We start from the raw sequence: 16,551 nt of genomic DNA, 5'->3' as shown, positions 1-16,551 counted from the left end.
CCTTCCGGCCATGTTGTCCGATCTCTCCTTGGCCGGGAGTGGTCGCGTGGGACAGGATCGGGCGCATGGACCTGCTGAACACCCTGGTGGAAAAGGGACTGCGGCGCGAGCTGCCGACCCGCGAAGAGGCGCTCGCCGTGCTGGCGACCTCCGACGACGAACTGCTCGACGTGGTGGCCGCCGCCGGCAAGGTGCGCCGCCAGTGGTTCGGGCGCCGCGTCAAGCTGAACTACCTGGTCAACCTGAAGTCGGGGCTCTGCCCCGAGGACTGCTCGTACTGCTCCCAGCGCCTGGGGTCGAAGGCCGGGATCCTCAAGTACACGTGGCTGAAGCCCGACGAGGCCTCCAAGGCGGCCGCCGCCGGTGTCGCCGGCGGCGCCAAGCGGGTCTGCCTCGTGGCCAGCGGACGCGGTCCGACCGACCGTGACGTGGCCCGCGTCGGCGAGACGATCGCCGCCATCAAGGAGCAGAACGAGGGCGTCGAGGTCTGCGCCTGTCTGGGCCTGCTCGCCGAGGGCCAGGCCGAGAAGCTCCGCGAGGCGGGTGCGGATGCCTACAACCACAACCTGAACACGTCCGAGGCCACCTACGGCCAGATCACCAAGACGCACACCTACGCGGACCGCGTCGACACGGTGCAGAAGGCGCACGCGGCGGGCCTGTCCGCCTGCTCCGGCCTGATCGCCGGCATGGGCGAGAGCGACGAGGACCTGGTCGACGTCGTCTACTCGCTGCGCGAGCTGGACTCGGACTCCGTCCCGGTGAACTTCCTGATCCCGTTCGAGGGCACCCCCCTCGCCAAGGAGTGGAACCTGACCCCACAGCGCTGCCTGCGGATCCTCGCGATGGTGCGCTTCGTCTGCCCCGACGTCGAGGTCCGCATCGCCGGCGGCCGCGAGGTGCACCTGCGCTCGATGCAGCCGCTCGCGCTGCACATCGCCAACTCCATCTTCCTCGGCGACTACCTCACCAGTGAGGGCCAGGCCGGCCAGGCCGACCTCGACATGATCGCGGACGCCGGCTTCGAGGTGGAGGGGGCCGGTACGACGACCCTTCCCGCGCACCGCGCCGACGCCGCGGCCGCCGCCCACGCGGGCGGAGTGTGCGGATCCTCGGCGGGCTCCGGCGGCTGCGGACCGGCCGCCGACGCGGAGGCCCCCGGCTGCGGCTCGGCCTGCGGCGGCTGCTCCGGCCACGCCGAGGCGGTCCCCGCCGCGGCCGCGGCGCCGGCCCAGGCCGCGCCCGCGCAGGCCGAACCGGGCGAGGTGCGCCCGGACCTGGTGGCGGTGCGCCGCCGCGGCGCGGGGACGGACATCGCCCCCAATGCGTGACCGGTTCCCCCTGCACGACCCGCTCGACCCCGCGTCGGACACGGCGGGGCTGCTCGCCCTCGACCGGCAGCACGTCTGGCACCCGTACGGCCCCATGCCCGGGCGGCAGGAGGCCCTCGTGGTCTCCTCCGCCTCGGGGGTCCGGCTGCGGCTCGCCTCCCCCGCCCAGGGGCGGGAGGAGCTGGTCGACGGGATGTCCTCCTGGTGGTCGGCGATCCACGGCTACAACCACCCGGTGCTGAACGAGGCCGCGACCTCGCAGCTGGGCCGGATGTCGCACGTGATGTTCGGCGGGCTCACCCACGAGCCCGCCGTCCGGCTGGCCGCCCGCCTGGTGGAGATCACCCCCGCCGGCCTGGAGCACGTCTTCCTCTGCGACTCGGGCTCGGTGTCCGTCGAGGTCGCCGTCAAGATGTGCCTCCAGTACTGGCGTTCGCTGGGCCGCACCGGCAAGACCCGGCTGCTGACCTGGCGCGGCGGCTACCACGGCGACACCTGGCAGCCCATGGCCGTCTGCGACCCCGACGGCGGCATGCACGAGCTGTGGCAGGGCCACCTGCCCCGGCAGGTCTTCGCCGACGCCCCGCCCGGGGACTTCGACACCCCCGTCGACCCGGAGTACACGGCCCACCTGCGCGCGCTGGTCGCCGCCCACGCCGACGAGCTGGCCGCGGTCATCGTCGAGCCGGTCGTCCAGGGCGCGGGCGGCATGCGCTTCCACCACCCGGGCTACCTGCGGGTGCTGCGCGAACTGTGCGACGAGTACGGGGTGCTGCTGATCCTGGACGAGATCGCCACGGGCTTCGGCCGCACCGGCGCGCTCTTCGCCGCCGACCACGCGGGCATCACCCCCGACGTGCTGTGCCTGGGCAAGTCCCTGACCGGCGGCTACCTCACGCTCGCCGCCACCCTGTGCACCGAGCGGGTCGCCGACGGGATCTCGCAGGGCGAGGTGCCGGTCCTGGCGCACGGGCCCACCTTCATGGGCAACCCGCTCGCCACGGCGGTGGCCCTCGCCTCCGTCGACCTGCTGCTCGGCCAGGACTGGGCGGGCGAGGTCAAGCGGATCGAGGCCGGACTGCGCGAAGGCCTCGCACGGGCCTCGGCCGTGCCCGGGGTCAAGGACGTACGGGTGCTCGGCGCCATCGGCGTCATCCAGCTCGACCACCCGGTCGACGTGTGGGCGGCCACCCGGGCGGCGGTCCGGGAAGGCGTCTGGCTGCGCCCGTTCCGCGACCTGATCTACACCATGCCCCCCTTCGTCACCGGCGACGCCGACGTGGCCCGGATCTGCCGTGCGGCCGTCGCAGCGGCGCAGGAAGGCTGAGATGTCCGTCATCGTCGTGTCCGGTACCGGCACGGAGATCGGGAAGACCGTGGTCACCGCGGCCCTCGCGGCGGCCGCCCTGACCGCGGGCCGCTCGGTGGCCGTGCTCAAGCCCGCGCAGACCGGCGTCGGCCCGGACGAACCCGGGGACGCCGCCGAGGTCGTACGCCTCGCCGGCCCGGCCGTGACCCCGCTGGAACTGGCCCGCTACCCCGAGCCCCTGGCCCCGGACACCGCCGCGCGGCGCTCCGGGCTGCCGACGCTCACCCCGGCCGGGATCGCGGAGGCGGCCGCGCGACTGGCCGCCGAGCACGACCTCGTGCTGGTGGAGGGCGCGGGCGGGCTGCTCGTCCGGTTCGACGAGGACGGCCACACCCTGGCGGACGCGGCCCGGCTGATGGCGGCGCCGGTGCTGGTGGTGGCCCCGGCGGGGCTCGGGACGCTGAACAGCACCGGCCTCACGGCGGAGGCGCTGGCGGCCCGGTCCCTCAGCGCGCTCGGCGTGGTCGTCGGGAGCTGGCCCGCCGCACCCGACCTGGCCTCGCGGTGCAACCTCGCCGACCTGCCGAAGTCCGGACTGCCGCTGCTGGGGGCCGTACCGGAGGGTGCCGGCGGGCTGGATCCGGCCGCCTTCCGCGCGGCCGCGCCGGGATGGCTGGGGGCCGCGCTGGGCGGCACCTGGTCGGCGGAGTCCTTCCTCGCGGAGTGGCCCGCCTGACGTGACGCGGCGGCGGGGGGGTCAGTGGCCTCCCGCCGGCTCCTTGCAGCCGCCCTCCACGTACACCCCGTGCGCCTCGACGCGGGCGGGGGGTGCGGGGGCCGCGGCTGTGGGGGCCGAGGGGGCGGGTGCCACGGCGGCGGGTGCCGCGGCCCGGCCCGAGACGCAGGGGCCGGTGCCGGGCAGCATCAGCGCGAAGCCCGGTCCGGCGGAGCCGCCGCCCTCGTACACGTCCCCGCTCGCCACGGGGTAGCCGAGGCCGCGCAGCAGGGCGGTCAGTTCGGCGGCGTTCCCCGCGGGGGCGGCGGCCAGCTTGGCGCCGATGCGGGCCGCGTGGGCCTCCCCGCGGCAGCGGGCTTCGGGGCTCAGCTCGGTCCGCTGCCGGTACGCGTGGTTCTCCGCGTACTTGCGCGACTCCGGATCCGGCGGGGCCGCGTCCGCCCCGGTACGGGTGCCGGGGGCTGTGGCGGTCGGGGAGGCGGGGGCTCCGGCACACCGCGCGGCCACCTCCGCCACGAAGGCGGCGTTCGGGTCGGCGGCGTTCGGGTCGGCGGCGGGCGCCCCGGCCCGGGGGGCCGGAGCGGGATCGGACCCGCAGCCGGCCGTCAGGAACGCCGCGACGGTGAGCAGCGCGCAGGCCGCGCCCCTGACGGGGACCGTACGGGAAGTCAAGGTCGTCCACCCTCCTGTGTGCACCGCCCCCGAGTGCGGTGGCCGGAGTGCCGATTATGGCCTCCGCCGCACGGGCGGGTCCGGTTTCGGGACGACCCCCGGTGGGGAACAGCCCCGAAGGGCACGCGCAGCCGTGTCGTCCGTCCGCCGCCGATCCGCGCCCGGAGGCCCGCCATGCGCAGCCATGCCCCCGATCCGGTGCACCACCCGTACTTCGCCCGGTTCTACGCCCGCGCCAGCACCGCCGCCGAGACCCGTGCCGGGATCGGGGCCCTGCGCCGCGAACTCCTGGAGGGCCTGTCCGGCCGGGTCATCGAGATCGGCGCGGGCAACGGCCTGAACTTCGCCCACTACCCGTCCGCCGTCTCCGAGGTCGTGGCCATCGAGCCCGAGCGCACCCTGCGCCGGCTCGCCGCGGCGGCCGCGCTGCGCGCCGAGGTACCGGTGGACCTCGTACCGGGTGTCGCCGAGGCGCTCCCGGTCAAGAGCGAGGCCTTCGACGCGGCGGTCGCCTCGCTGGTGCTGTGCACCGTACGCAACCTGCCGCGCGCCCTCTCCGAACTGCACCGGGTGCTCCGCCCGGGCGCCGAACTCCGGTTCCTGGAGCACGGGCTCGCCCCCGGCCCGGGGATGGCCGCCGTGCAGCGGGCGCTCGACCGGACGGTGTGGCCCCGGCTGTTCGGCGGCTGCCACACCGCCCGTGACCCGCTCGCGGCACTGGAGGCGGCCGGCTTCCGGATCGCCTCGCACCGCTCCTTCCGCCTGCCCGAGCGCGGCCCGGCGCTGCCCACCTCGTACTGCGTACTCGGCTCGGCCCGCCGCCTCGACGACTAGGGGGTGTCCGGGCCGAATCCCGTACCCCTTCCGGCGGACCGGCAGTCAGAGGCGGCCGGCAGGCACCACAATCGAGCCGGGGCCGCGCCGTCCGCGGTGGCCCGCAGCCGTGTCTGAGGTGGAGCGGAGGGGGAGCGTGGCACACGAGGCGCAGCCCGGACAACTGGTCAACCGCCGTTACCGGCTCGTCCGGACCCTCGGGTCCGGCGGCATGGGACGCGTCTGGAAGGCACACGACCAACAGCTCGACACGCCCGTGGCCGTCAAGGAACTGCTCCTGCCGCCGGGCCTGTCGGCGGCGGAGTCGTCGGACCGTCTGGAACGCGCCCTGCGGGAGGCCCGCAGCGCCGCCCGGCTGCGGCACCACCCCAACATCGTCACGGTCCACGACGTGGCCCTGGTGGGCCGGGTGCCGTGGATCGTGATGGAGCTGGTGAGCGGCGCGACGTTGCAGGAACGGCTGCGGGCGGAGGGCCCGTTGCCGGTGGAGGAGGTCGCGGAGGTGGCCTCGGCGCTGCTGAAGGCGCTGGACGCGGCGCACAAGGAGGGCATCGTCCACCGCGACGTCAAGCCGGCCAACGTGATGCTGACCGGGGACGGCCGGATCCTGCTCGCCGACTTCGGGATCGCCCTCAACGAGTCCGATGACGGACTGACCGGGACCGGTGTGATCATCGGGTCGATGGCGTACCTCTCGCCCGAGCGGGCCCGTGGCGCGAAGGGCGGTGCGGCCGGCGACCTGTTCTCCCTGGGGACGACCCTGTACGAGGCCGTCGAGGGCGTGTCGCCGTTCCTCCGGGAGACCCCGGTCGGTTCGCAGTACGCGGTCGCGCACGACGAGGCCCCGCCGCTGCGGCACGCGGGGCGGCTGGCACCGCTGATCGAGGGGCTCATGAAGAAGGACCAGGACGCGCGCCTGACGGTGTCCGGGGCACTGGAACTGCTGGGTCCGCCGAGGCCACGGCCGGTACCCCGACCCGCACCGGCGTCAGAGGCCCCTCCGGCGGGAGCGCTTGCCTTCCTGAACCGTCCCTCCGCCGCGCGGCCCACGCCGCGCCCGGCGCCGGCCCGGGCCGCTTCGGGGGGCGCCGGGACGCCGGGGGCCCGGATCCTCGCGGGGGGCGCGGCCCGGCGGGCGACTCCCCCGGCCCCTTCGCCACGGAGGGGCCTGCGCCGTGCGGCGCTCCTCGCCGCGGCGGCCGTCCTGATCGGCGGCGCCCTGTACGGCGGTCACCTCTGGACGCGGACGCAGTACTACGTCGGCGTGAACGACGGCCACGTCGCCGTGTACCGGGGCCTCAGCCAGAAGCTGGGCCCCTTCCCGCTGTCGGAGGTGGAGACCGACCGCCCCGAAATCGAGCTGCGCTACCTGCCGTCGCACCTGCGGCACCAGGTCGAGGGGACGATCGTGATGCGCGGCGCCGAGGCCGCCCGGGCCCGGGCTGACGAACTCGCCCTCCAGGCTTCCGCCTGCGCGAAGCACGCCGGGGAGAACGGAGAGGACTCGGTCCTCTCGGAGGAGGAGCGGGCCCTCACGTCCCTGTGCGACCGGTGACGGCCCGCCGGGCAGGGGCATCGGCCGGGGCCGCCCCGGGCTCGGGGAAGTCGCCCGGGAGCGGCGGCCGTCCGCCGGGTCAGGCCGTGAGCGGCTTCACCCAGCGGCTCCAGATGTCCTCGGGGCCGTAGCCGGCCGCCCGCCAGGCCCCGTGCGCGTCCTCGTTGCCGTCGAGCACCATCGCGTCGGCGCGCCGCCCGCCCAGTGCCGCGAACCGCTCCTCGGCGGCGGCGAGCAGTGCGGAGCCGATGCCCTGCCGGCGGTGGTCCGGGTGTACGGCGAGCCGGTACAGGTGGCAGCGCCAGCCGTCGAAGCCCGCGATCACGGTGCCGACGAGCGCGCCGTCGCGCCGGGCGAGCAGCAGGGCCTCGGGGTCCCGGGCGTACAGCCGCTCGACCCCGGCGAGGTCGTCGCTGATGCTGGCGCCCTTGGCGGCGCCCTTCCAGAAGTCCAGCACGGTGGACAGGTCGGCGGCCGAGGCCGGGGCGATGTGGAGATCGTTCATCCCGGGATCCCATCATCCGCGCTCACTCGCCCAAAAGGATGAGCCATCGCCTTTGCCTTTCCTTTACCATGTGATCAACTGTTTCCTCCCGAGCACGTACGAAAGGTGTGAGCGTCCGCCCATGGGCGAGCCTCCCGGTCCCCGACATCCCGGCGCGCGACACCGCGCGGCCCCCCTCCTCCTGACCGATCATGGGACGGAGGTGAACGACCGATGACCGAGGTACTCCTGCTCGTCGTGGCGCTGCTGCTCTGTCTTGCCTGCGGGGTGTTCGTGGCGGCCGAGTTCTCGCTGACCACCGTCGAGCGCAGCGAGCTCGAACGGGCCGTCGAGCGGGGCGAGCGCGGAGCCGACAGCGCCCTGGCCGCGGTCCGCAGTCTCACCTTCCAGCTCTCCGGCGCCCAGCTCGGCATCACCGTGACCGGCCTGGTCATCGGCATGATCTCCAAGCCCTCGATCGCCGCCCTGCTCACGGGCCCCTTCGAGGACGTGGGGCTGTCGGCCGGCGCCGCGTCCTCCACCGCCCTGGTCCTCGGCACCGTCCTGTCGACGGTGGTCCTGATGGTGATCGGCGAACTGGTCCCGAAGAACTGGGCGATCTCCTCGCCGCTGGCCATCGCCAAACGCGTGGCGACCATGCAGCGGGTCTTCTCCCGGTCCTTCAAGCCCCTGATCAGCCATTTGAACACCACCGCCAACCACATGGTGCGGCGCCTGGGCCTGGAGCCCGCCGAGGAGCTGGCCTCCGCCCGCAGCCCGCAGGAGCTGGTGGCCCTGGCCCGGCACTCCGCGAAGGCGGGCGCGCTGGAGAAGGACACCGCCGAGCTGTTCGTGCGGACGCTGAACCTGGCCGACCTGATCGCGGAGAACGTGATGACCCCGCGCGTGCAGGTCACGGCGCTCGACGTGCAGACCACCGCCGAGGACGTGGCCAACGCCACCATGGCCACCGGCCTGTCGCGCTTTCCCGTCTACCGGGGCAGCCTCGACACCGTCGTCGGCATCGTCCACATCAAGGACGTCCTGGCCCTGCCCGCCGGGGAGCGGCACCGCCATCCGGTGTCGCAGCTGCTGCGCGAGCCGCTCCTCGTACCGGAGTCGCTGACCGTGGACCGGCTGCTGGACCGGCTGTCCGGCAAGCAGACGATGGCCGTGGTGATCGACGAGTACGGCGGCACGGCCGGAGTGGCCACCCTTGAGGACATCGTCGAGGAGGTCGTCGGCGAGGTCCGCGACGAGCACGACCCGCACGAGACCCCCGACCTGGCCCCGGCCGGCACGGACGAGTCGGGGCGCGCCCTGTACTCGGCCGACGGCGCGGCGCGCACCGACCAGCTGCGGCGGATCGGGCTGCGGGTGCCCGAGGGTCCGTACGAGACCCTGGCCGGGCTGATAGCGACCGAGCTGGGCCGGATCCCGGCGGTCGGCGACCGCCTGGAGCTGGACGGCTGGCGGCTGGACGTGGTCGACGCCAGCGGGCGCAGGGCCGCCCGCGTACTCCTGCACGAGCCGGCCGAGCCCGTCGGCGACGAGACCGCGGAGGAGACCCGATGACCGCGATCCAGCTGCTGATCGGCCTGGCGACGCTGCTCGTCAACGCCTTCTTCGTCGGCGCGGAGTTCGCGCTGATCTCGGTCCGGCGCAGCCAGATCGAGCCGTACGCCGAGCAGGGCGACCGGCGGGCCCGCGCGGTGCTGTGGGGCCTGGAGCACGTGTCGGCCCTGATGGCGGCGGCCCAGCTGGGCATCACCCTGTGCACTCTGGTGCTGGGCGTGGTGGCCGAACCGGCCATCGCGCACCTGCTGAGCCCGCTGCTCGACGCGGTCGGGGTGCCCTCCGGGGTGACGCACGGGATCTCCTTCGTGGTGGCGCTGGCGCTGGCCACGTACCTGCACATGCTGTTCGGCGAGATGGTGCCGAAGAACGTGGCGCTGGCCGAGCCGGTGCGCACCGCGCTGGCGCTGGGGCCGCCGCTGGTGGCCCTGACGCGGGGACTGAAGCCGGTGATCTTCGCGGTGAACGCCTTCGCCAACGCCCTGCTGCGGCTGCTGCGGGTGGAGGTGAAGGACGAGGTCGCGGCGACGTTCTCGGACGACGAGCTGGCCCGGATGGTCAAGGACTCCAGTGACGCGGGGCTCATCGACGACCGGGCGAGCGAGCGGCTGCACGACGCCCTCGAACTGGGGCGCCGGCCCGTCGCGGACGTGGTGATGCCCGTCCACCGGGTCGTCACGGCCCGGCAGGGGATCACCGCCGCCGCCCTGGAGGCGCTGTCCGCCGAGTCGGGGTACTCCCGTTTCCCCGTGGTCGACGCCCGGCAGCGGATCCAGGGGTACCTGCACGTCAAGGACGCCTTGGACGTACTGGAGCGGGACGAGCCCTTCCCGGCGGCCGCGCTGCGCCCGATCGCCCAGGTGCGTGCCGAGACCCCGCTGGACGACGTGCTGACCGCCATGCGGCGCAGCCGTACGCACCTGGCGGCGGTCCTGGGCGCGGACGGGGCCCTGGCGGGGCTGGTGACGATGGAGGACGTGCTGCGCGAGCTGTTCGGCCGGCCCGCGTCCACCTAGGACGGGGTGCCTACCGCGCGGTAGCATCGCTCCGCCATGGAGATGAATGCCTCGTACACCAGTTTCGTCGCGGTCGGCGACTCCTTCACCGAGGGGATGTCCGACCTGCTGCCGGACGGCTCCTACCGGGGCTGGGCCGACCTGCTGGCCGCCCGGCTCGCCGCGCGCGAGCCGGGCTTCCGCTACGCGAACCTGGCGGTGCGCGGAAAGCTGATCGGGCAGATCGCCGAGGACCAGGCGCCGGCCGCCGCCGCGATGGGCGCCGACGTGGTGGCCCTGGTGGGCGGGCTCAACGACACGCTGCGCCCCAAGGTGGACATGGGGCGGGTCCGGGCTCACCTGGAAGCCGCCGTGGACATCCTGGCGCCGTCCTGCAAGCACCTGGTGCTGATGCGCTCGCCCGGCCGCGACGGCCCGGTGATGGAGCGCTTCCGCCCGCGCATGGAGGAGCTCTTCGGCATCCTCGAAGAGCTCGCCGCCCGGCACGGGGCGCTGCTGGTGGACCTGTACGGGGCCCCGGTGCTCGGCGACCCGCGCCTGTGGGACGTCGACCGGCTGCACCTGACCCCCGAGGGGCACCGCCGCGTGGCCGAGGCCGTCTGGCAGACTCTGGGACTGCCCGCCGAGGACGACTGGCGGGCCCCGCTGCCGCCTGCGGCGCCCCCGGGCTGGCCCCTGCGCCGCGCCGAGGACCTGCGCTTCGCCCGGCGGCACCTGCTCCCGTGGATCGGGCGGCGGCTGACGGGCCGCTCCTCGGGGGACGGCCGCCCCGCCAAGCGGCCGGAGCTGCTGCCGTACGGCACCCCGCCGCTCTCGTAGCAACCCACAATTCCGAGGGCCGCCCCTACCTGCGTAAACACACAGCCGCGGCCCAAGTAGAATCCCTACACGTGACTGCCAAGCCCCGCATCCCCAATGTCCTGGCCGGCCGCTACGCCTCCGCGGAGCTCGCCGTCCTGTGGTCCCCCGAGTACAAGGTCACGCTGGAGCGGCGGCTGTGGCTCGCCGTGCTGCGCGCCCAGAAGGACCTCGGCATCGAGGTCCCCGACGCCGCCCTCGCCGACTACGAGCGTGTCCTGGAGACGGTCGACCTCGCCTCCATCGCCGAGCGCGAGAAGGTCACCCGGCACGACGTGAAGGCCCGGATCGAGGAGTTCAACGCCCTCGCCGGCCACGAGCACGTGCACAAGGGCATGACCTCCCGCGACCTGACCGAGAACGTCGAGCAGCTGCAGATCCGGCTCTCCCTCGAGCTGGTCCGCGACCGCACGGTGGCCGTCCTGGCCCGCCTCGGCAAGCTCGCCGGCGAGCACGCCGAGCTGGTCATGGCCGGCCGCTCCCACAACGTGGCCGCGCAGGCCACCACCCTGGGCAAGCGCTTCGCGACCGCCGCCGACGAGCTGCTGGTCGCCTACGACCGCCTCGGCAACCTCCTCGACCGCTACCCGCTGCGCGGGATCAAGGGCCCGGTCGGCACCGCCCAGGACATGCTCGACCTGCTGGGCGGCGACGCCGCCAAGCTGGCCGACCTGGAGCAGCGGATCGCCGCCCACCTCGGCTTCGCCCAGGCCTTCACCTCGGTCGGCCAGGTCTACCCGCGCTCGCTGGACTACGACGTGGTCACCGCCCTGGTGCAGCTGGCCGCCGCGCCCTCCTCCATCGCGAAGACGATCCGCCTGATGGCCGGCCACGAGCTGGTCACCGAGGGCTTCAAGCCCGGCCAGGTCGGCTCCTCCGCGATGCCGCACAAGATGAACACCCGCTCCTGCGAGCGCGTGAACGGCCTGATGGTCATCCTGCGCGGCTACGCCTCGATGACGGCCGAGCTCGCCGGCGACCAGTGGAACGAGGGCGACGTCTCCTGCTCCGTGGTCCGCCGGGTGGCCCTGCCCGACGCGTTCTTCGCCTTCGACGGCCTCCTGGAGACCTTCCTGACGGTCCTCGACGAGTTCGGCGCCTTCCCGGCCGTCGTCGCCCGCGAGCTGGACCGCTACCTGCCGTTCCTCGCCACCACCAAGGTGCTGATGGGTGCGGTGCGGGCCGGTGTGGGCCGCGAGGCCGCGCACGAGGTCATCAAGGAGCACGCCGTCGCCTCCGCGCTGGCCATGCGCGAGCAGGGCGCCGAGCGCAACGAGCTGCTGGACAAGCTGGCGGCCGACGAGCGGATGCCGCTGGACCGTGCGCAGCTGGACGCCCTGATGGCCGACAAGCTCTCCTTCACGGGCGCGGCGGGCGACCAGGTCGCCACCGTGGTCTCCCGCATCGAGGCCATCGCCAAGGAGCACCCGGAGGCCGCCGGTTACGCTCCTGGGTCGATCCTCTGACCCCCGAAGAGCTCGAAGCAGCCCGCGGCCGCGTCGTCCCGGACGTGGTCGCGGGCGGTCTGCGCGTACTCTTCTGCGGGATCAATCCGGGTCTCCTCTCCGCCGCGACGGGCTACCACTTCGCCCGCCCCGGCAATCGTTTCTGGCCGGTCCTGCACCTGTCGGGTTTCACCCCCCGCCGGCTCGCGCCCGAGGAGCAGGAGGAGCTGCTCTCCTACCGCCTGGGCATCACCAACGTCGTCGCCCGGGCCACCGCCCGCGCCGACGAGCTGAGCGCCGAGGAGTTCCGCGAGGGCGGCAGGATCCTGACCGCGAAGGTGGAACGGCTGCGCCCCCAGTGGCTCGCCGTGGTCGGCGTCACCGCCTACCGCACGGCCTTCGGGGAGCGGCGTGCCCTGATCGGCCCCCAGGACCGCACCATCGGCGCCACCCGCATCTGGGCCCTGCCCAACCCCAGCGGCCTGAACGCCCACTGGACCGCCGAGTCCATGGCCGAGGAGTACGCCCGCCTGCGCGTGGCCGCGCGGTCCACCGACGGCCCCTGAGTCTTCCCCCCGGGCTACGGGGGGTCGACCACAGTCACCCCTGCCATCAGCATGAAGGGGAGTTCCTCGTCCCACTGCGCCACGCAGACCACCAGCCACCGGTCGCCGGCCCGCCACAGGTGCACGTGGTCGGTGGTGCCGCACAGCTCCTTCCACGGCTCCGGTATGTCCTGCCCGCCGAACCCCTGGTCGCGCATGGATCCCACGGCGAAGACCTGCGGCTGCCCCCACCGGTCGGTCAGGGCCAGGGTGAGCGCCCCGTACTCGGCGCTGATCTGCTCGGCCGCCTCCTTCCGGCCCGAACCGTCGTCGTCGTGGAAGTCCCGGGTCCGGCTGAGCTGGACGAGGTGGTATCCCGGGCCGGTGCTCCGTTCGCCGGACACGGCCGGCTCGGACGGGAAGTCCTGCGCCCTGAGCCGGTCGATCGTGTCGAGATGCTCTGCCGTGGTCATGTCGTCAGTATCCCGGTGAGCACTGACAACTGGCCGGGCGTCACGCGTCGCGGCGCCGTACGGCCAACCAGCCCGCGGCCAGGGCCGCGAGGGCCCACAGCCCGGCCACCCCGAGCCCGCTCCAGGGGCCGAGCGACCCCTCCGCGTGGGCCCGCATCACCATCTGGCCCGCCCGGTCGGGCATGAACTGCATGGCCCCGCCGGCGACCTGGCCGACCACGAAGGGCACGATCAGCAGGAAGGGTATGAGCAGGCTCATCACGAGGGTGCCGCTGCGTACCAGGGCGGTCAGGCCGGCGGACAGCAGGGCGATCAGCGTCAGGTAGACCCCGCTGCCGAAGACGGCGCGCAGCGTCCCGGGGTCGCCGAGGGACAGGGCGTACTCCCCCATGAGGGCCTGCCCGGCCAGGAAGGTGACGAGGCCGGTGATCTGCCCGACCAGGAAGGTGAGTCCGGCCACGGCGGCGGCCTTGGACAGGTAGAGCCGGGACCTGTTGGGCACGGCGGTGAGCGAGACCCGCAGGGCGCCGGCCCGGAACTCGCCGGCGAAGGCGGTCGCGCCGAAGGCGATGGCCGCTATCTGACCGAAGTTGATTCCGAAGAAGGCTCCGAGCAAGCGGTCCTCCCCGAGGGCTCCGGGCTCCGAGGTGCCTATCGCGGCGGCGGTGAGCGCCGTGATGCCGGCGGTGGCCGCGAAGACGGCAATCAGCGATCCGAGGACGGCGCGGGCGGACCGTATCTTGATCCATTCCGAGTGCAGGACGGGGACGGTGGGCAGGGCGGCGGTCACGGCAGTGGCTCCCATCGGTTTCAGGCGGCGGTGGCGGTGAAGGGGGTGCGGTCGGCGGTGAGGTCGAGGTAGGCCTGCTCCAGTGAGGCCCGCTCGTCGGAGAGTTCCAGTACGGCGATGCCCTCACGGGCAGCGAGGGCCCCGACCCGCTCGGCCTGTATGCCGTCGACGGTCCAGCGCCCTTCCTCGGCGGCGTCCATGCGCAGGCCCTCGCGGGCCAGGACCGCCTCCAGCCGGTCCGGGTCGGAGGTCCGCAGCCGCACCCTGGGCGTACTGCGGGCGTCGATGAACTCCTGTAGCGGGGTGTCGGCGAGCAGCCGGCCCTGTCCGAGTACGACGAGGTGGTCGACGAACGCGGCGGACTCGGCCATCAGGTGGCTGGAGACGAAGACTGTGCGCCCTTCTGCGGCAAGGCCGCGCATCAGCTCACGGATCCAGATGATGCCTTCCGGGTCGAGGCCGTTGGTCGGCTCGTCCAGCAGCAGGACTCCCGGGTCTCCGAGCAGGGCGGCCGCTATGCCCAGGCGCTGGCGCATGCCGAGCGAGAAGGTGCCGATCCGGCGGCGGGCGACCGCCGCTATGCCGGCCTGCTCCAGCACCGCGTCGACCCGGGCGGCCGGGATGCCGTTGCTCACGGCGAGGGCGAGGAGGTGGTCGCGTGCCCTGCGTCCGGGGTGGGCCGCCTGGGGGTCGAGCAGCGCGCCCACCTCGCGCAGCGGGCTGCGCAGGTCGGTGAAGCGGCTGCCCGCGATGGTGGCCGTACCCGCGGTCGGCCGGTCCAGGCCCAGGATCAGGCGCATGGTGGTGGACTTGCCGGCTCCGTTGGGCCCCAGGAATCCGGTGACCCTGCCCGGCAGGACGTCGAAGGTGAGGTGGTCCACGACCCGGTGGGTGCCGTGGTCCTTGGTCAGTTCGCGGATCTCGATGCGGTTCATGGCTCAAGATTCGCCGTCGCGCCCGGGCCCGTCCCTCCCCCACGCGAGGGTGCCGTCTCCCCCACGTGGGGGAGACGGCCCGTCCCCTCCCCCTGCCACGATGGGTGCATGATCCGACTTCTCCGTGCCCCGCTCAGGCCGGTGACGTACTCGCGCTGGCTGCACTTGTGCGTCCCGCTGCTGCTGCTCGCCATCTGGATGTTCATCAACCCGCGCTGGCCGTGGATGCCGCTGCTGATCGTCATACCGTTCGGGTTCGTGCCGTGGGTGCGGCTGGCCGAGGGGCTCCAGGCCCGGTTCCTGCTCACTCCCCAGCACCGGGACAGCGACGAGAGCGGCATCAGCGCCGCCCCGTCGGCGCGGTGGGCGGACCGGTGGCGGACCGTGCTGTGGCTGGAGATACGGCTCGTCGTGTCCGGGGCCGCCATGTTCGCCTCCGTGTGGCTTCCCGTGGCGGCCGTGGAACTCGTCGCGGTCGCGGCGGGGCATCCCCTGACCGACGACCCCGCCGTGCCGTTCGTCCCCGCGCGCTGGGCCGCCGCCCTGCTCGCTCCCCTGCCCCTCGTGCTGCTGGTCGCCGTGGTGGTCCTGCTCGGCGAGATGATCACCGCGATCGCCCGGCGGCTGCTGGGGCCTTCCGCCGCCGAGCGGCTGACGGCGCTGGAGGCGCGTACCGAGCAGCTGCTGGAGCGGACCCGTATCGCACGCGAGCTCCACGACTCCATCGGGCACGCCCTGACGGTGGCGGTGGTCCAGGCCGGGGCCGCGCGGGCCGCCGGGGATCCGGAGTTCACCGACCGGGCGCTGGGCGCGATCGAGGAGACGGGCCGGGCCGCGCTGGAGGATCTGGAACGGGTCCTGCTGGTGCTGCGGGAGTCCGCCACGCCCCCGTCCCAGCGGCCGACGCTGGTGGAGGCGGACCGGCTGCTGGAGTCGGCCCGTGCCTCGGGGGCGGCGGTGGACGCCCGGATGACAGGCCCCCTGGAGAAGTTGCCCGGCCCGGTCACCCGCGAGGGCTACCGGATCCTGCAGGAGGCGCTCACCAACGTGCTGCGGCACTGCGGTCCGGTGCCGGTCCGGGTGCGGATCGACATGGGCGGGGGCCGGCTGGACCTGGAGGTGACGAACCCTCTGCCGGTGCGCCCGGCCGTCACGACGGGCGGCGGGAGCGGGCTGCGGGGCATCCGGGAGCGGGCCGCGCTGCTCGGCGGCGAGGCGGAATCCGGCCCGCACGAGGGGGGTTGGCGGGTGCGCGCGAGGCTTCCGCTGGAGCGAATACCCTGACCGGATGCCGGTTACCGTACTGCTCGTCGACGACGAGCCCCTGGTGCGCGCGGGTCTGCGCGCCGTCCTGGAGGCCCAGCCCGACATCGAGGTGGTGGGTGAGGCCGCTGACGGAGCGTCCGTCATCCCGCTCGTGCGGCGGTTGCGGCCCGACGTGGTGGCGATGGACGTACGGATGCCGCTACTGGACGGGATCGAGGCGACGCGGGCGGTCCTGCGGTCGGTGGACTCCCCGCCGAAGATCCTGGTGGTGACGACCTTCGAGAACGACGAGTACGTCTACCAGGCGCTGCGCGCCGGAGCCGACGGCTTCCTGCTGAAGCGGGCCCGCCCCTCGGAGATCGTGCACGCGGTGCGGCTCGTGGCGGAGGGCGAGACCCTGCTCTTCCCGGCCGCCGTCCGGGCCCTCGCCGCCGAGTACGGGAACCGGGAGGCGCGTGCGGTCCTGGCGCGGGCCGCGCTGACGGAGCGCGAGGAGGCCGTGCTGCGGCTCATGGCGAGGGGGCTGACGAACGTGGAGATCGCCCGTGAGCTGATCGTCGGCACGGAGACCGTGAAGTCTCACGTCAGCGCGGTCCTGGGCAAGCTGGGGGCGCGCGACCGGACCCAGGCGGTGATCACGGCGTACGAGTCCGGATTCGTCTCGCCGGCCTGAGGCAGGGACCGTTTCCGGCTGGCGGGGGGCCGCTTCTCGCCGCCGCGGCGGGGG

Annotated in this window: 17 protein-coding genes; 12 read left to right on the top strand and 5 right to left on the bottom strand. The window is 74.0% G+C overall.

Annotated elements, in window-relative coordinates; translation table 11 throughout:
- Positions 1-65 precede the first annotated feature (65 nt).
- Genes bioB through bioD form a run of 3 tightly spaced genes read left to right on the top strand, consistent with a single transcriptional unit; the run spans position 66 to position 3,376 of the window.
- Complete coding sequence (gene bioB / locus AC069X_RS34390) at positions 66-1,331, top strand: biotin synthase BioB (RefSeq protein ID WP_478734967.1); 1,266 nt, start codon at positions 66-68, stop codon at positions 1,329-1,331.
- Entirely contained in the window at positions 1,324-2,658 is a 1,335-nt protein-coding gene (locus AC069X_RS34385; protein ID WP_478734965.1) for an adenosylmethionine--8-amino-7-oxononanoate transaminase, read from the top strand. Before bioB ends, AC069X_RS34385 begins: the two co-directional genes overlap by 8 nt.
- 1 nt (position 2,659) lies before the next feature.
- Complete coding sequence (gene bioD / locus AC069X_RS34380) at positions 2,660-3,376, top strand: dethiobiotin synthase (protein WP_478734963.1); 717 nt, start codon at positions 2,660-2,662, stop codon at positions 3,374-3,376.
- A gap of 21 nt (positions 3,377-3,397) precedes the next feature.
- On the opposite strand, the gene AC069X_RS34375 is transcribed toward bioD, so the two are convergent.
- Positions 3,398-4,048, bottom strand: a complete 651-nt coding sequence (locus AC069X_RS34375) for a hypothetical protein (RefSeq protein WP_478734961.1) — start codon at positions 4,046-4,048, stop codon at positions 3,398-3,400.
- A gap of 174 nt (positions 4,049-4,222) precedes the next feature.
- Here AC069X_RS34375 and AC069X_RS34370 point away from each other — a divergent pair, with 174 nt between their 5' ends.
- The gene (locus AC069X_RS34370; RefSeq protein ID WP_478734960.1) at positions 4,223-4,882 is read left to right on the top strand and encodes a class I SAM-dependent methyltransferase; all 660 of its coding nucleotides are present in this window, start codon (positions 4,223-4,225) and stop codon (positions 4,880-4,882) included.
- A gap of 136 nt (positions 4,883-5,018) precedes the next feature.
- Positions 5,019-6,437, top strand: coding sequence for a serine/threonine-protein kinase (locus tag AC069X_RS34365; RefSeq protein ID WP_478734958.1), 1,419 nt, complete (start codon positions 5,019-5,021; stop codon positions 6,435-6,437).
- Between the two features lie 79 nt (positions 6,438-6,516).
- Here AC069X_RS34365 and AC069X_RS34360 read toward each other — a convergent pair whose 3' ends face one another.
- Positions 6,517-6,942 carry a GNAT family N-acetyltransferase gene (locus AC069X_RS34360; RefSeq protein WP_478734956.1) on the bottom strand — a complete coding sequence of 142 codons (426 nt, stop codon included), beginning with the start codon at positions 6,940-6,942 and terminating at the stop codon, positions 6,517-6,519.
- Positions 6,943-7,155: 213 nt separating this feature from the next.
- On the opposite strand from AC069X_RS34360, the gene AC069X_RS34355 reads away from it, so the two are divergent.
- The 5 genes from AC069X_RS34355 (at position 7,156) to mug (ending at position 12,381) form a co-directional block, all read left to right on the top strand.
- Positions 7,156-8,496 carry a hemolysin family protein gene (locus AC069X_RS34355; protein ID WP_478734954.1) on the top strand — a complete coding sequence of 447 codons (1,341 nt, stop codon included), beginning with the start codon at positions 7,156-7,158 and terminating at the stop codon, positions 8,494-8,496.
- On the top strand, positions 8,493-9,512 hold the full coding sequence (locus AC069X_RS34350; RefSeq protein WP_478734952.1) for a hemolysin family protein: 1,020 nt from the start codon (positions 8,493-8,495) through the stop codon (positions 9,510-9,512). Before AC069X_RS34355 ends, AC069X_RS34350 begins: the two co-directional genes overlap by 4 nt.
- A gap of 36 nt (positions 9,513-9,548) precedes the next feature.
- Positions 9,549-10,331: an SGNH/GDSL hydrolase family protein gene (locus AC069X_RS34345; protein ID WP_478734950.1), complete on the top strand. Its 783-nt coding sequence runs from the start codon at positions 9,549-9,551 to the stop codon at positions 10,329-10,331.
- Between the two features lie 71 nt (positions 10,332-10,402).
- Positions 10,403-11,836, top strand: coding sequence for an adenylosuccinate lyase (purB, locus tag AC069X_RS34340; RefSeq protein WP_478734948.1), 1,434 nt, complete (start codon positions 10,403-10,405; stop codon positions 11,834-11,836).
- On the top strand, positions 11,833-12,381 hold the full coding sequence (mug, locus tag AC069X_RS34335) for a G/U mismatch-specific DNA glycosylase (protein ID WP_478735029.1): 549 nt from the start codon (positions 11,833-11,835) through the stop codon (positions 12,379-12,381). Before purB ends, mug begins: the two co-directional genes overlap by 4 nt.
- A 14-nt stretch (positions 12,382-12,395) precedes the next feature.
- On the opposite strand, the gene AC069X_RS34330 is transcribed toward mug, so the two are convergent.
- Genes AC069X_RS34330 through AC069X_RS34320 form a run of 3 tightly spaced genes read right to left on the bottom strand, consistent with a single transcriptional unit; the run spans position 12,396 to position 14,558 of the window.
- Entirely contained in the window at positions 12,396-12,833 is a 438-nt protein-coding gene (locus tag AC069X_RS34330) for a hypothetical protein (RefSeq protein WP_478734946.1), read from the bottom strand.
- Between the two features lie 40 nt (positions 12,834-12,873).
- Positions 12,874-13,638: an ABC transporter permease gene (locus AC069X_RS34325; RefSeq protein WP_478734944.1), complete on the bottom strand. Its 765-nt coding sequence runs from the start codon at positions 13,636-13,638 to the stop codon at positions 12,874-12,876.
- 5 nt (positions 13,639-13,643) lie between these two features.
- Positions 13,644-14,558 (bottom strand): ATP-binding cassette domain-containing protein, encoded by a 915-nt coding sequence (locus tag AC069X_RS34320; protein ID WP_478734942.1) that lies wholly within the window; start codon positions 14,556-14,558, stop codon positions 13,644-13,646.
- Positions 14,559-14,666: 108 nt separating this feature from the next.
- On the opposite strand from AC069X_RS34320, the gene AC069X_RS34315 reads away from it, so the two are divergent.
- Positions 14,667-15,842 carry a sensor histidine kinase gene (locus tag AC069X_RS34315; protein WP_478734940.1) on the top strand — a complete coding sequence of 392 codons (1,176 nt, stop codon included), beginning with the start codon at positions 14,667-14,669 and terminating at the stop codon, positions 15,840-15,842.
- 4 nt (positions 15,843-15,846) lie between these two features.
- Entirely contained in the window at positions 15,847-16,497 is a 651-nt protein-coding gene (locus AC069X_RS34310; protein WP_478734938.1) for a response regulator transcription factor, read from the top strand.
- The last annotated feature ends 54 nt before the right edge of the window (positions 16,498-16,551 follow it).

The organism is Streptomyces sp. NPDC043896, assembly GCF_056435605.1.
Note: the sequence above shows the minus strand (reverse complement) of the source record. Positions and strands in the feature narration are given on the sequence as shown.

Coding starts and splice junctions, on each gene's coding strand:
- bioB (WP_478734967.1), top strand. CDS start 66: ATGGACCTGCTGAACACCCTGGTGGAAAAGGGACTGCGGCGCGAGCTG.
- AC069X_RS34310 (WP_478734938.1), top strand. CDS start 15,847: ATGCCGGTTACCGTACTGCTCGTCGACGACGAGCCCCTGGTGCGCGCG.
- AC069X_RS34330 (WP_478734946.1), bottom strand. CDS start 12,833: ATGACCACGGCAGAGCATCTCGACACGATCGACCGGCTCAGGGCGCAG.
- AC069X_RS34370 (WP_478734960.1), top strand. CDS start 4,223: ATGCGCAGCCATGCCCCCGATCCGGTGCACCACCCGTACTTCGCCCGG.
- AC069X_RS34360 (WP_478734956.1), bottom strand. CDS start 6,942: ATGAACGATCTCCACATCGCCCCGGCCTCGGCCGCCGACCTGTCCACC.
- AC069X_RS34325 (WP_478734944.1), bottom strand. CDS start 13,638: ATGGGAGCCACTGCCGTGACCGCCGCCCTGCCCACCGTCCCCGTCCTG.
- AC069X_RS34355 (WP_478734954.1), top strand. CDS start 7,156: ATGACCGAGGTACTCCTGCTCGTCGTGGCGCTGCTGCTCTGTCTTGCC.
- AC069X_RS34315 (WP_478734940.1), top strand. CDS start 14,667: ATGATCCGACTTCTCCGTGCCCCGCTCAGGCCGGTGACGTACTCGCGC.
- AC069X_RS34350 (WP_478734952.1), top strand. CDS start 8,493: ATGACCGCGATCCAGCTGCTGATCGGCCTGGCGACGCTGCTCGTCAAC.
- bioD (WP_478734963.1), top strand. CDS start 2,660: ATGTCCGTCATCGTCGTGTCCGGTACCGGCACGGAGATCGGGAAGACC.
- AC069X_RS34385 (WP_478734965.1), top strand. CDS start 1,324: ATGCGTGACCGGTTCCCCCTGCACGACCCGCTCGACCCCGCGTCGGAC.
- AC069X_RS34345 (WP_478734950.1), top strand. CDS start 9,549: ATGGAGATGAATGCCTCGTACACCAGTTTCGTCGCGGTCGGCGACTCC.
- AC069X_RS34320 (WP_478734942.1), bottom strand. CDS start 14,558: ATGAACCGCATCGAGATCCGCGAACTGACCAAGGACCACGGCACCCAC.